14 protein-coding genes and 1 pseudogene are annotated in these 13,106 nt (G+C 70.2%); 9 read left to right on the top strand and 6 right to left on the bottom strand.

Annotated features, from left to right (window positions below):
- The first annotated feature begins 25 nt into the window (after positions 1-25).
- Both ACTHL4_RS01660 and ACTHL4_RS01655 read left to right on the top strand, forming a co-directional pair.
- Positions 26-973, top strand: a complete 948-nt coding sequence (locus tag ACTHL4_RS01660) for an alpha/beta fold hydrolase (protein WP_440280990.1) — start codon at positions 26-28, stop codon at positions 971-973.
- A gap of 51 nt (positions 974-1,024) precedes the next feature.
- A complete protein-coding gene (locus ACTHL4_RS01655) occupies positions 1,025-1,645 on the top strand; it encodes a hypothetical protein (protein ID WP_440280989.1) in 621 nt (206 codons plus the stop codon).
- Here the strand turns inward: ACTHL4_RS01655 and ACTHL4_RS01650 are convergent, their stop codons facing one another.
- Positions 1,646-2,497 carry a hypothetical protein gene (locus tag ACTHL4_RS01650; protein ID WP_440280988.1) on the bottom strand — a complete coding sequence of 284 codons (852 nt, stop codon included), beginning with the start codon at positions 2,495-2,497 and terminating at the stop codon, positions 1,646-1,648.
- Positions 2,498-2,600: 103 nt separating this feature from the next.
- Between ACTHL4_RS01650 and ACTHL4_RS01645 the strand changes: the two genes are divergently transcribed.
- The 5 genes from ACTHL4_RS01645 (at position 2,601) to ACTHL4_RS01625 (ending at position 6,391) form a co-directional block, all read left to right on the top strand.
- A complete protein-coding gene (locus ACTHL4_RS01645) occupies positions 2,601-4,268 on the top strand; it encodes an FAD-binding dehydrogenase (RefSeq protein WP_440280987.1) in 1,668 nt (555 codons plus the stop codon).
- Positions 4,268-4,768, top strand: coding sequence for an NUDIX hydrolase (locus ACTHL4_RS01640; protein ID WP_440280986.1), 501 nt, complete (start codon positions 4,268-4,270; stop codon positions 4,766-4,768). Before ACTHL4_RS01645 ends, ACTHL4_RS01640 begins: the two co-directional genes overlap by 1 nt.
- A gap of 166 nt (positions 4,769-4,934) precedes the next feature.
- On the top strand, positions 4,935-5,408 hold the full coding sequence (locus ACTHL4_RS01635; RefSeq protein WP_440280985.1) for an Hsp20/alpha crystallin family protein: 474 nt from the start codon (positions 4,935-4,937) through the stop codon (positions 5,406-5,408).
- Between the two features lie 141 nt (positions 5,409-5,549).
- Positions 5,550-5,915 carry a hypothetical protein gene (locus tag ACTHL4_RS01630; RefSeq protein ID WP_440280984.1) on the top strand — a complete coding sequence of 122 codons (366 nt, stop codon included), beginning with the start codon at positions 5,550-5,552 and terminating at the stop codon, positions 5,913-5,915.
- Positions 5,916-5,971: 56 nt separating this feature from the next.
- Complete coding sequence (locus tag ACTHL4_RS01625; RefSeq protein WP_440280983.1) at positions 5,972-6,391, top strand: hypothetical protein; 420 nt, start codon at positions 5,972-5,974, stop codon at positions 6,389-6,391.
- 7 nt (positions 6,392-6,398) lie between these two features.
- On the opposite strand, the gene ACTHL4_RS01620 is transcribed toward ACTHL4_RS01625, so the two are convergent.
- The 4 genes from ACTHL4_RS01620 to ACTHL4_RS01605 form a co-directional block, all read right to left on the bottom strand.
- The gene (locus ACTHL4_RS01620; protein ID WP_440280982.1) at positions 6,399-7,493 is read right to left on the bottom strand and encodes a hypothetical protein; all 1,095 of its coding nucleotides are present in this window, start codon (positions 7,491-7,493) and stop codon (positions 6,399-6,401) included.
- Positions 7,494-7,576: 83 nt separating this feature from the next.
- Positions 7,577-8,143, bottom strand: a complete 567-nt coding sequence (locus ACTHL4_RS01615; protein WP_440280981.1) for a bacterial proteasome activator family protein — start codon at positions 8,141-8,143, stop codon at positions 7,577-7,579.
- Positions 8,144-8,194: 51 nt separating this feature from the next.
- Positions 8,195-9,163, bottom strand: a complete 969-nt coding sequence (locus tag ACTHL4_RS01610; protein ID WP_440280980.1) for an NAD(P)H-quinone oxidoreductase — start codon at positions 9,161-9,163, stop codon at positions 8,195-8,197.
- 46 nt (positions 9,164-9,209) lie between these two features.
- Positions 9,210-10,700: a catalase gene (locus ACTHL4_RS01605; RefSeq protein WP_440280979.1), complete on the bottom strand. Its 1,491-nt coding sequence runs from the start codon at positions 10,698-10,700 to the stop codon at positions 9,210-9,212.
- 198 nt (positions 10,701-10,898) lie between these two features.
- On the opposite strand from ACTHL4_RS01605, the gene ACTHL4_RS01600 reads away from it, so the two are divergent.
- Positions 10,899-11,996, top strand: coding sequence for a flavin-containing monooxygenase (locus ACTHL4_RS01600; RefSeq protein ID WP_440280978.1), 1,098 nt, complete (start codon positions 10,899-10,901; stop codon positions 11,994-11,996).
- A 27-nt stretch (positions 11,997-12,023) separates the two neighbouring features.
- Here the strand turns inward: ACTHL4_RS01600 and ACTHL4_RS01595 are convergent, their stop codons facing one another.
- Positions 12,024-12,803 (bottom strand): IclR family transcriptional regulator, encoded by a 780-nt coding sequence (locus ACTHL4_RS01595; RefSeq protein ID WP_440280977.1) that lies wholly within the window; start codon positions 12,801-12,803, stop codon positions 12,024-12,026.
- 81 nt (positions 12,804-12,884) lie between these two features.
- Here ACTHL4_RS01595 and ACTHL4_RS01590 point away from each other — a divergent pair.
- Positions 12,885-13,106: pseudogene (locus ACTHL4_RS01590) on the top strand (histidine ammonia-lyase); the annotation flags it as partial.

The raw sequence follows: 13,106 nt of genomic DNA, 5'->3' as shown, positions 1-13,106 counted from the left end.
CCTTCCGTCTCGTAAGTTGGCCACCGTGACGACTGCGAAGCGACCGGGCCACCCCGATGAGCGATATGTCGACCTCGACGGGGTGCGGGTCCACTACGTGACCGGGCACGGCCCGGCGGACGGGCCCCGCTTCGTCCTCGTCCACGGCCTCGGCGGCTCCTGGGCCAACTGGGCCGACGTGATGCCGCTGCTGGCGCAACGCGGCCGGGTGGTGGCGCTCGACCTGGGCGGGCACGGGCTGACCCAGGCGACGCCGGCGCAGTCGACGGTGCCGGCCAACCTGACGCTGCTGCAACGCTTCGTGCACAGCACCAGTCCCGATCGCCCGGTCGTGGTGATCGGCAACTCGATGGGCGGGTTGCTCGCCGCACAACTGGCGGCACTGGACACGCGCGCGGTCGCCGGTGCGGTGCTGATCGATCCCGCCATACCGCCGACACCTTCGGCTCGACCACACCCGATGGTCGTGGCCGGGTTCGGCATCAGCTCGCTGCCGTTCGTCGGGCCCCGGGTGCTGGCCGGGCAGAGCAAACGCGTCGCGTTGGAGGAGCAGGTGGACTTCACCATGCGGTTGGTCACCAGCAACTTCGACCGGATCAGCCCCGAGCTGCGCCGGCTGCACCTCGACGACACCCTCGAGCGTCGGCAGACCATCCAGAACGCCGACGCTCAATACCTCGCGGCGACCAAATCCGTGCTGCGGCAACTGTTCCGGCGCGGCCGGTTCACCCGGACCATGTACCGGATCCTGCAGCCGGTGCTGCTCCTGCACGGCGCCCAGGACCGGCTGGTGCACGTCAAGACCGCACGGGCACTGGCCGCCGCGCACCCGCAGTGGACGTATGTCGAGGGCGCCGACAAGGGCCACACGCCCATGCTGGACTACCCCGAGTGGGTGGCCGAGGAGGTGCTCGACTGGGTCGACGCGCACCCGACGACGGGCCTGCATGGAGCCGTGTCCGCCGGGGCGTGACGGGTGTCACGCGATTTGGCGAGTCGACGGCGCCCCGGGCATTCTGGACGAATGAGCACTACGCACGTCCATGCCCGCCGGCTGAGTGTGGTCGCCGCGGTCGCCTGCGGTGTCGTCGCGCTGAGCGCCTGCTCCGGTGGCGGTTCCACGGGCGCCTCCGCCGCCGGTTCTGCGTCGAGCAGCCCCTCCTCGACCACCTCTTCATCGACCGCGTCGAGCACCAGCAGCTCCCCGACGGCCAGCCGCTCGGCCCTCGGCAGCTCGAGCTCCTCGGCCGGTGGCTCCGCCTCGGGCAAGGCCTCCGCATCCGGCAGCGCGAAGGCCAGCACGAGCAGCACGCCCGCGGTCAAGACCGACCCGGTCGGCGCATGCAAGACAGCCAACAGCAAGAGCAACGCCGCGATCAGCCAGTGGAACACCGCGGTCGACTCGCAGTCCAAGAGCAAGCTGGACGCCGCCGCCCGCAACTTCAAGTCCACCGCCACGGCGCTGCGCACGTTGGAGGACAAGGCGGGGCAGAAGGGCTTCACCTCCCGGGTCAAGGCGGTCGCGAACGACCTGGAGACGATGGCCGCCAACCGCTTCGCCGGCAAGTCCGTCGACCCCACGACATACAACAAGGACTCCGAGAGCCTGCGTTCCTACTGCCAGCAGGTGCTCACCACCCAGTAGTCACTCGTCGCTCGTGGTGGCAGCTGCCGCCTTCTCGGCTGTCGACATCGCCTCCTCGGCGTCCGTGCGGGCGGCGGTCGCCGCTTCCGCGCGAGATCGGGCGCTCTGCGCGGTGCGACGCGCCGCCGCGAGTGCGCGGTCCGCAAGATCGGCCGACTCCAGCGCCGCTCGTTCCGCGCGCCGTGCCGCTGCCAGGGCGTCCCGAGCCTCGGAGAGGGCGTGCTGCGCGGCCCGGCGCTCGCGCTCGGCCGCCTCCGCCGCGGCAGCCGTGTCGTCGGTGTCCGTTGCCTCGGTGTCCGTTGCCTCGGTGTCCGCGGTGTCGGTTGACTGCGCTGCCGCCGGCTTGCGCAGTGGCGTGGCGACCGCGTCGCGCAGATCCACCTCACCGAATCCGCTGTATCGCAGACCGGTCACCAAGCGGCCACTGGACACTGCGTGGGCCGCGTCCGCGTCGGCGACAGCGGCGGTGAACGTGTCGGACAACTGCTCCCGCACTGCCGTCGACACCGGCTCGTCCGCCGCGTCGGTGATCTGTTTCACCAACCGCGTGATCAGCGAATTGCGTTCGCCGCTCAGCGATTTCATCGCCTTGGCATCGAGCGCCGACTGCGCCTCGCGCAGCCTCTCGCCCAGATCGAGCAACTCCTCCAGGCTCTCGCCGTCGTCGCGGTGCAGCCGATTGACGAGCTCGGCCGCGGTCGTCGGCCGGCGCAGTGCCTTGATCCGCTTCGCCAATTCCTTGTCCCCTGCGGTACGTGCGCTCTTGGTGGCGGCGTCGCGTCGGGCGATGAACTCCTCGGCGGGGCCGCCATACAGCTGCTCGACGGTGGTGTCGAAGTCGTCCGCGGCCATGCGACCAGTCAACAGCACGCGGAGGGCCCGGGGCGCGGGTCGTCGCCGCCGGCCGGTGATACCGGCTAGTAGGTTGAGGGTTCGCGACTTCGAAAGGTGCACCATGGACGCTGACGTCATCATCGTCGGAGCAGGTCTGGCCGGCCTCGTCGCGGCGGGCGAACTGATCACGGCCGGCAAGAAGGTCGTCGTCGTCGAGCAGGAGAACGCCGCGAACCTGGGCGGGCAGGCGTGGTGGTCCTTCGGAGGCCTGTTCTTCGTCGACTCCCCGGAACAGCGCCGGATGGGCATCAAGGACTCGGCCGAGCTCGCCTGGCAGGACTGGCAGGGCAGTGCCGCCTTCGATCGGCTGGACGACGAGGACAGCTGGGCGAGCACGTGGGCGCGGGCGTATGTCGAGTTCGCGGCCGGCGAGAAGCGGTCCTGGCTCAAGGAGCGCGGGATGAGCTGGCTGGCGATCGTCGGCTGGGCCGAACGGGGGGACGGGCGCGCCGACGGACACGGCAACTCGGTGCCGCGGTTCCACATCACCTGGGGCACCGGGACGGGAGTGGTGCAGCCCTTCGTCGCCGCGGCCCTCGCCGCGGCCGAGACCGGTCAGGTGCGCTTCCTGCATCGTCACCGGGTCGACGAACTGGTCCGCACCGGCTCCGCGATCACCGGGGTGCGTGGCCGGATCCTCGCAGATGACAACGCCGCTCGCGGTGAGCAGTCGTCCCGCGATGAGGTCGGTGACTTCGAGCTGACCGCCCAGGCGGTGATCGTCAGCAGCGGCGGCATCGGCGGCAACCACGAGATGGTGCGCAACTGGTGGCCGCAGCGGCTGGGCACTGCCCCGCGGGAGATGATCACCGGCGTGCCCGCGTACGTCGACGGCCGGATGATCGACATCGCGGAGCGGGCCGGCGCACGCACGGTGAACCGGGATCGGATGTGGCACTACGTCGAGGGCATCCGCAACTGGGCTCCGGTGTGGCCGCAGCACGCGATCCGCATCCTGCCCGGGCCCTCGCCGATGTGGTTCGACGCGTTGGGGCGGCGACTGCCGCACCCGTACCTGCCCGGTTTCGACACGCTGGGCACCCTGCGCTACCTGCGGACCCGGCCCGAGCTGGCGCCATACGATCACTCGTGGTTCGTGGTGACGCAGAAGATCATCGAGAAGGAGTTCGCGCTGTCCGGCTCCGAGCAGAACCCCGACATTACGAACAAGGACCTCAAGTTGCTCGCGTCCCGAGTGCGCAAGGGTGCACCCGGACCGGTCGAGGCGTTCAAGCGCAACGGCACGGATTTCGTTGTCGCGGACGACATCTCGACGCTCGTCGATCGGATGAACGCGCTGACACCGGAGCCGCTGCTGGATGCTGCGACGGTGCAGCGACAGATCGTCGAGCGTGACCGGGAGGTCGCGAACCCGTTCACCAAGGATGCGCAGTTGACCGCCATACACGGCGCGCGGCGCTATCGCGGCGACCGGCTGATCCGGGTCGCCAAACCGCACCGGATCCTCGATCCGGCTGCAGGTCCACTGATCGGGGTCAAGTTGCACGTGCTGACCCGGAAATCGTTGGGAGGCTTGCAGACCGACCTGCAGTCCCGGGTGCTGGGTCCCACCGGTGAACCGATCGAGGGCCTCTTCGCCGCCGGCGAGGCGGCCGGCTTCGGCGGCGGCGGCGTGCACGGCTACAACTCGCTGGAGGGCACCTTCCTCGGCGGGTGCATCTTCTCCGGTCGCTCGGCGGGCCGCGCCGCTGCCGCGCAGGTCGGCTGATGCCGTCGACAGAGGTCGGGCCGCTGCGGCGGCTGGCACTACGGATCTTCCGCCTGACGCCGGCGACGCTGTCCTGGCCGTTCGTGCGGCTTGTGTCGCCGACCTTCACCGTCGGTGCGGTGGCACTCATCGAGTATGACGGCCGGCTGCTCGCCCTGCGGCAGAGTCATCGGCGCGGCCTGAGCCTGCCCGGTGGGCTGGTGGAGAAGGGCGAACACCCGGCCCAGAGCGTCACGCGTGAAGTGATGGAGGAGACGGGCCTGCGGATCGACCCCGGTGACGTCGTCGCGACCACGTTCGAGACGACGCTGCGGCACATCGACGTCCTCTTCCGGGTGCGGTGCGACAGCGAACCGGCGGTCGACGTGGGCAGCGAGGCTACGTCGTACGAATGGCTGGCGCTGGACGACTGGACCGACATCGACCGGTCGACCGAACGGGTGCTGCACGCCGTGCGGGCGGCCCACGGCGAGCCCCGGCTCGGCTCGCTGCTCGGCTGACCGGCCGACCGACCGGTCGGTTCAGGACGCCGAAACGACCCGAAAAAAGTGCCCTCGTTGATCTGGCACTCTCGGGCAGAGAGTGCTAATTTCTGCTCTGTAGGAATTCGTGGTCGGTTGCCTCCGGGTGATCGGTAGGCAACCTTGGATCTTGTGGGAGGTTGCTATGCGCTCTGACTCGTTCTCTGACTTCGATGCTCTCGCCCGCAATCTGCTGGGCATGCGTGCCGGCTCGGCCCGGTCCCCGCAGTTCATGCCGATCGACCTGTACCGCGTGGACGAGAACTACGTGCTGCACGCCGACCTGCCCGGCATGGACCCCGGCAGCATCGACGTCAATGTCGACCGAGGGGTGCTCACGCTGACCGCGCATCGGACGCCGCCGCCCGAGAACGACGTGCGATGGCTGACCAGCGAACGTTTCGCCGGTGTCTACCGGCGCCAGATCACCCTCGGCGACGACATCGACACCGAACGGATCGCCGCCAGCTACGACAACGGTGTGCTCAATCTGACCATCCCGTTGCACGAGCGTGCCAAGCCACGGCAGATCCGTGTCGCGCACGGCCAGGACAGTGGCCAGAAGCTGGTGACGAGCACGTCGGAGCAGTCCCGGACCGCGACGGAAGGAGGCGAATGAGTAGAGACGACACAGTGATCCTTGGGTAGTTCAGGTGGCCGGGCGCGACTCGGCACGGGCGTCACGGCCCGCATCTCATCCTCTCGTTCATGTCGTCCGAGTTCGCCCGGCCACCGCCGTTCTCCGCAGCAAGGTGCTCTCATGTCCACACCCATCAATACGCCCACGAGCGAAGGTCAGCTCGGCGGAGCGGACCTGCGCTCGCTGACGATCCGGGAGCTGGTCGCCGAACTCACACGGATCGAGGACCGCCTCAACAACGCACGCGCCGCGGCCCGCTACCACCCGAGCCCCGAAACCGCGCGCCTGGAACGTCGGATGCGGGCCATCTGCACGCATCTGCGCGCACGTCGGAGCGCTTCTCGGGCCGGCGACCACCCGCCTGCCGACGCCGACGAGGCGGATCTGATCGAGCAGTCGATGCCGGTCGACGCCGACCCCGACGAGGAATACCCGCACCAGGACGAATCGCCGCTGCCGGAGGCACGCCCCCCCCGTCCGACCTGACGGCCACACCGGGGGGCTGCGCGCCGAGGGGAGGGACTGCTGGAACAGTCATCGGTATGACGAAGGAACGGTCGCGGAGTTTCGGCCGGGCGGCCGCGGCATACGAGAAGCACCGACCGGAGTACCCGGACGAGATCGTGCACCTCGTCCGGGAGTATGCCGCGCGTCCGATCCGGTCAGCCCTGGAACTCGGAGCCGGCACGGGTAAGCCGGTCGACACCTCGACGGACGGAATGCATTGGCCGGCAACGGAGCTCGTGGGTGATGCCCGGTTCGTTGACCTGCGCGAGACCGTCCTGGAACAACGATTGACCTTCGCCAGGGCCGACTGGATCGGCTACCTGTCGACCGTGTCGGCATACCTCGTGCTGAGCGAGGAGGACCGGGCGGCCGCCTTCGCCGCCATTGGCGACGTGTTGCCGGACGCGGTCGATGTGCACGCCGACGTCACGCTGCACCTCGCCCGTCGCGTGTGAGGGCGGCTCAGATGGCGTAGGGATAGATCCCGAGCATGTATGCCCCGAACCACGCGCTGGTCAGGGTCGTCGCGACGCCGACCGTGATCTGGGTGGTGCGGGACCGTTGCGCGAGCGCCAGCGCGATCGGGACGAGCACCACGAAGGCCGGCAGCAGCAGCCGGACGCGGGAGTTCATCAGCCCGGTCGACAGCAGCACGGTGGCTGCGGCCAGCGTGCCGTAAACGCTGATCTGCCAAGGCAATCGGGTGACGAAGGCGAGGGCGATCAATACCGCGGTCGCCACGATCACCCACGCCGTGACCACGTCGCCCGCCGTCTGGTTGGTGGACAACGTGTCGACCAGATAGCGCACGGTGGCAGCGCCGGCGTCGAACCGGGTGCCCCAGCCGTTGCTCTGGATCCGGAACCACCCCATCGGTGAGCCGGCACGGATGCCGACGAACACCATCCAGCCCAGCCAGCCCAGGGGTGCGAGCGCCGCGCCCACCCACGGCCGCCAGCCGTCCCGTCGGTGCGCGAATGCGGCGATCACCAGGACCGCGATCAACGCGACCGCGGTGGTGCGCGTCAGACCCGCGCACACGGTGAGCAGTCCCGCTGTCAGCCAACGCTTTTCGAGGATCATCCACAGCGCCCAGCCGGCGAAGGCGCAGTAGATCGCCTCGGTGTAGGCCATCGTGAGCACGACACTCATCGGGGTCGAGGCGAAGAGCACCGCCATGATCTGCCCGGCCCGGTCACCGCGCGCCTCGTCGGCGGGCCACCGGCGCAGTGCGCACCATCGGCCGATCCGGTATGCCGCCACCGTCGCGGCCGCTCCGGCGACCAGGCTGGTCAGGATGGCCGCGGCATACGTGCTGATGCCCGGAAACGCGTCGACGGCCCGGACGAACATCGGGTAGCCGGGAAAGAAGGCGTAGGCGGTGTCGGCGGTCTGCTCACCGTGAGCGTCGGTGAGGTTCGCTGGCAGGTCGTTGTAGCCGTGGTGTGCGAGCGCCAGCATCCATTGCCCGTCCCAGGCCGCGAGCATGTCGTGCAGGGATTTGCCGTTGCGGTTGCCGACATACTGCAGCCACCCGGCGCCGATGGCGCGCACCACGACGAAGACGGCGGCACCGGTCAGCCACGACCGCCCGGCCGGCGTGTGCGCCCACCGCGCACGTGCCGCCGGCGGGGAGCTGCTCAGAGGTACTGCCCCGTTGGCCCCGTCGGTCCATCGGCGGGGCCCGGGTGCGTGCCCTGACCGGGCGGTAGGCCGCGCCGCATCGCCTGCAGCTGGGCTTGGGCCGCCATCTGTTGCGCCACGATCGCGGTCTGTATGCCGTGGAAGAGCCCCTCGAGCCAGCCGACCAGCTGCGCCTGGGCGATCCGCAGTTCCGCGTCGCTCGGCGCGTCGTCGGTGAAGGGCAGCGCGATGCGCTCCAACTCCTCGACCAGCTCCGGCGCCAGGCCTTCCTTCAACTCACCGATGGAGCGGTGATGTATGTCGGCCAGGCGTCGCCTGCCCGCCTCGTCCAACGGCGCGTTGCGGACCTCTTCGAGCAACTGCTTGATCATCGAGCCGATGCGCATGACCTTCGCCGGCTGCTCGACCAGATCCGCGGGGTTCTCCTCCGCGGGCGATGCGGTCTGCTCGTCATCGGCCTCGTCACCACTGGGTGGCGTTGCGACACCCATGCCGTCCTGCGTCACGACGACGATCCGCTGCTGGTCCTCCGGGCTGTCCTGGTTGTGCTCGTCAGGCGTCATACCGTCCATCCTGTCAAATGCGGCCGGTTCGGCTGGTCGTTGCGTGGCTGATCATGCGGTGAGCAGCAGCTTGCCGATGTGTTGCGACTCGGCGAGCGCCCGGTGTGCGTCGGCGGCCCGCTCCAGCGGCATGGTCTCCTGCACGACCGGGCGCACGGCGCCGCTGTCGATCAGGGGCCAGACGTGCTCGCGAACGCTCGCGACCACCCGCGCCTTGTCCGCACGGTCGCGCGCACGCAGACCGGTGGCGATGACCGATCCGCGCTTGGCCAGCAGGGCGGCGATATCGAGCTCGCCCGTGCGGCCGCCCTGCATGCCGATGATGTCCAGGCGGCCGTCCGGCGCCAGCGCCTCGATGTTGCGCGCGAGGTACTTCGCGCCGACCACGTCGAGGATGACGTCGGCGCCGCCCTCGGCCGACATGAGCTCGACGAAGTCCTGTTCCCGGTAGTTGATCAGGATGTCCGCGCCCAGTTCAGCGCAGCGCTGCAGCTTCTGCGCCGAGCCCGCGGTGACCGCGACCCGGGAGCCGAACGCCTTGGCCAGCTGGATGGCCATCGTCCCGATGCCGCTGGAGCCGCCGTGCGCGAGCAACAGCTCGCCCGGTTGCAGGCGCGCGGTCATGAACACGTTGGACCACACCGTGCACACGACCTCCGGCAATGCCGCCGCCTCGACCAGGGCCAGGTCCGCCGGGACGGGCAGCAGCTGCCCGACCGGCACGGAGACCTGCTCGGCATACCCGCCGCCGGCCAGGAGGGCACAGACCCGGTCGCCGACCGACCAGCCGGTGACCGCGGAGCCGACGGCGCTGATCGTGCCGCTGACCTCGAGGCCAGGGATCTCGGACTCACCCTTGGGCGGCGGGTAATGCCCCTGGCGTTGCATCAGGTCCGCTCTGTTCACGCCGGCAGCGGCCACGTCGACGAGCACCTCGTCGTCACTGATCGTGGGCGCGGGTATGTCGGAGAGGGTCAGCACGGACTCGTCGCCGAAGCTCGGCAGGGTGATCGCACGCATGGTTCCGACGGTACGCGGCGCGGTCGACGACCGGCGACGGGACCACTCAGCCCTCGCCCATGCCCTCGACGGGCGCGTCGCCGTCGCCGCCGCGGACCTTCGCGGCGATGCGCTTGCCGACGTCGCCGTCGATGCCGGCCCAGTAGTCCAGCGCCCGATCCAGCACCTCATCGGTCAGCCCGCCGAGCAACGAGCCACTGACCTGCTCGACCAGCGCCTCGCGCTGGGCATCGTCCATCACCTCGCGCACCAGCGTGCCCGGCTGCCCGAAATCGTCGTCCTCGGCGTGCAGCCGGTATGCCGAGCGGACCATCTCGGTGTCGGTCTCCCAGCCGTCCTCCGCGGGGCCGGTCGTGTCCGACCAAGCGTGTCCCGTGCTGTTCGGCGCGTAGACCGCGGCGTTGCTCTGCTGGTCGTAGTTCATCTGGCCGTCGAACAGGTAACTGTCCACCTCGGTCCGCGGCCGGTTGACCGGCAGCTGGTGAAAGTTGGTGCCGATCCGATTGCGCTGGGCGTCGTTGTAGGCGAACGCCCGGCCGAGCAGCATCTTGTCGGGGGAGAGCCCGATGCCGGGCACCAGGTTGCCGGGCGAGAACGCGGCCTGCTCGATCTGGCCGAAGAAGTTGTCCGGATTGCGGTTCAGTGTGAAGCGACCGACCGGGATCAGCGGATAGTCGGCGTGGGACCAGATCTTGGTCAGATCGAACGGGTTGAACCGGTAGTCGGCCGCCTCGGCATACGGCATGACCTGCACCGAGACGCGCCAGCTCGGGTGGTCACCGCGTGCGATCGCCTCGAACAGGTCGCGCCGATGGAAATCGGCGTCCGAACCGGCGACGGCGGCGGCCTCGTCGTTACTGAAGAACTCCATGCCCTGGTCGGTGTGGAAGTGGTACTTCACCCAGAACTTCTCCCCGCCGGCGTTGATCCACATGAACGTGTGCGACCCGTAGCCGTTCATGTGCCGCCAGGTGCGCGGCAGTCCGCGCTGCCCCATCACATAGGTGACCTGGTGAGCGGACTGCGGGTTGAGCGTCCAGAAGTCCCACTGCATGTTGTTGTCGCGCAGCCCGGAGTCGGGCAGCCGCTTCTGGCTGCGGATGAAGTGCGGGAACTTCATCGGGTCGCGCAGGAAGAACACCGGGGTGTTGTTGCCGACGATGTCGTAGTTGCCCTCCGAGGTGTAGAACTTCATCGAGAAGCCGCGCACGTCCCGCCAGGTGTCGGGGCTGCCCATCTCACCGGCGACGGTCGAGAACCGGATCAGCATGTCGGTGCGTGCGCCCTTGGCGAAGACGGCGGCCTTGGTGAACGCCGAGACGTCCTCGGTCACCTCCAGCACACCGAAGGCGCCCGCTCCCTTGGCGTGCGGCTGGCGCTCGGGCACCTTCTCCCGGTTGAAGTGCGCCATCTGCTCCAGGAAGTGCACGTCGTGCAGCAGCAGGGGACCGTTGCTGCCCACCGACAGGGTGTCGCGGTCGCTGGGTGCGTGGGCGCCCCACCCGGTGGTGGAGCCGGTGCTTGGACGGTCAGTCATCTGTCTCTCCGATCCGGTGTCGTGCCTGGTCAGGCGCGGCGACCACGGCGTCGCGGTCGCCGGCACCTGGGGCACATACCCACTCGGTCGGTTCTGCACCGGCCGATGACCGGTGGGTGGGTCAGTCGCCGGTTCGCAGGATCGTCACGACCACTGTGGGCACGGAATGCTGTCTGTCCGCGGGCCGTTCGAATGTGTATGACGCCCTGCACTGTGCCGGTCCTGCGACGTGACGTCGTGGTCGTCGGCGCCGGACAGGCCGGCCTGTCGGCGGCACACTTCCTTCGTAGGGGTGGACTCGAACCCCGCGCCGACTTCGAGGTGCTCGACGCCAACCCCACACCCGGCGGCGCCTGGAGCCACCGGTGGGACGCCCTGACGCTGGGCGACGCCCACGGCATACACGACCTGCCGGACTTCCCGCTGGGCGAGCCGGACCCGGCCGAGCCCGCCCGCGAGGTGGTCAGGCGGTATTACGGCGCGTACGAGCGGCACGAGGCACTGCAGGTGCAACGGCCGTGGCGGGTGACGGCGGTCGAGGACTCGGGCCACGGTCCGCTGCTGGTGCATGCGGCGCACGACGGCCGGCGTCGGGACTATCTCGCCGATGCGGTGATCAGCGCCACCGGCACGTGGGACCGGCCGTATGTGCCGCGCTACCCGGGTCACTTCGCCGGCGCGCAGCTGACCACGAGGGACTTCCGGGCACCGGAGGACTTCCGCGGCCGGCGGGTGCTGGTCGTCGGCGGCGGCGCCTCGGCCGTGCAGTTCCTCCTGCTGCTCGAGCGGTATGACGTCTCCACGGTCTGGTCCACCCGGCGCCCGCCGCAGTGGGTCGACCGGACCGTCGGGCCGCGCTGGGGCGCCGAGGTGGAACGACGCGTCGCGAGCAAGACGCGGGCCGGTCTGCCGGCCGGTTCGGTGGTCTCCCACACCGGGTTGCTGCGCCGGCCCGAGTATGACGCCGGCATCGCCCGCGGGACGCTCGTGAGCCGCGGGCCGATCGCCCGACTGACCGAGCGCGGCGTCGACTTCACCGACGGAAGCCACGAGGACGTCGACGTGATCCTGTGGGCGACCGGCTTCCGGGCCTCCCTCGGGCATCTGACGCCACTGCGGCTGCGCGAGCCCGGCGGCGGCCTGCTCGTCGCGGACGACGCCGGGTCGCGGGTGCCGGCGCCGGGGTTGTGGGGGGGGGTGTCCGGGCCGCGCGCCGCCACCCGGGGCGCCCCCCGCGCCGGCCCCCGCGCGGCCCGTGGGACGCTCCGGCTGCTCCGTGATCGAGCCGCCGCATGAACACCCCACATCCGAGCCACCAGACCGTCACTCGGCGGCGCGCGGTTGCGGGGGTGGGCGGTGCCCGAGCCGTCGGCTGAGATCGGCGGCGGCCGACCGCACGGCCGCGACCAGCGGGCCGGCGGCGGGTGGGTCCTCCGCGGGGTAAGTCACCGCGATCCCAGCGGCAGGACCCCCGTTGTGGTCCAGTGCGGCAACCGCCACTGACGCGAAACCCACTGACACGGAGCCGGTCTCGACGGCATACCCGCGCCGGCGAACTTGCGCCAGCTCCGAGTTCCGCGCCGTCAGCGAGGTCGGGCCGAGGCCGTTGCGTTGCACGAACGAGCCACGGTCGGGGTAGAGCGCACGCACCTGCGGGCCGGGCAGCGCAGCCAGCATGGCCAGCCCGGACGCGGTCACCGCGGCCGGCAGCCGCACGCCGACATCGGTGACCAGGGACGGTCGTCGCGGGGCGCGCTCCTCGATCACGTAGAAGACATCGCGGCCGTGCAACACGGCCAGGTGGGCGTTGTGCGTGGTGCCCTCGACGAGCCGGGCGAGCACCGGCCGGGCGATCCGTTGCAGCGGCGCCTGCCGCACGTATGCCGTGCCCAACTCGAACGCCGCGACGCCCAGACCCCACCGCCGGTCGTCGGACAAGTGGGTCACGAAGCCGGCATCGGACAGCACCGCCAGCAGGTGGTAGGTCGAGGACCGGGGCAGCCCCAGCTGACGTGCGATCGCGGCGGCCGGCATCGGTTCGGCGTGCCGGGCCAACAGCTGCAACAGGGCGACGGCCGAGGCCGCCGCGGGGGCGTTCGCCATACCGTGCAGTGTCTCAGATCCGAGACACTAAGCCGCGCCAGGTGCTGTCCGTGCCGCGGCGGCGGGTATGCAATGGGTCACATGAGCGAAACTGTTGTTCTCGGAGTCGGCGCCCTCTCCATCGGCGATGTGGTCGCCGTCGCCCGGCGCGGCGCCCTCGTGGAGATCTCCGAGGAGTCGCTGGCCGAGGTGGGGCGCCGCCCCCCCACCAACCAGCCGCGCGCCCACGACCCCCTCCCCCCCAACCGCGGCTACCCCCGGTTCGGTGCGCGCGCCCCCAAGCACAACCCCGCCCCGTCGCGC

Origin of the sequence: Flexivirga sp. (assembly GCF_051955415.1) — a bacterium.
Classification (GTDB): Bacteria; Actinomycetota; Actinomycetes; order Actinomycetales; family Dermatophilaceae; genus Flexivirga.
Note: the sequence above shows the minus strand (reverse complement) of the source record. Positions and strands in the feature narration are given on the sequence as shown.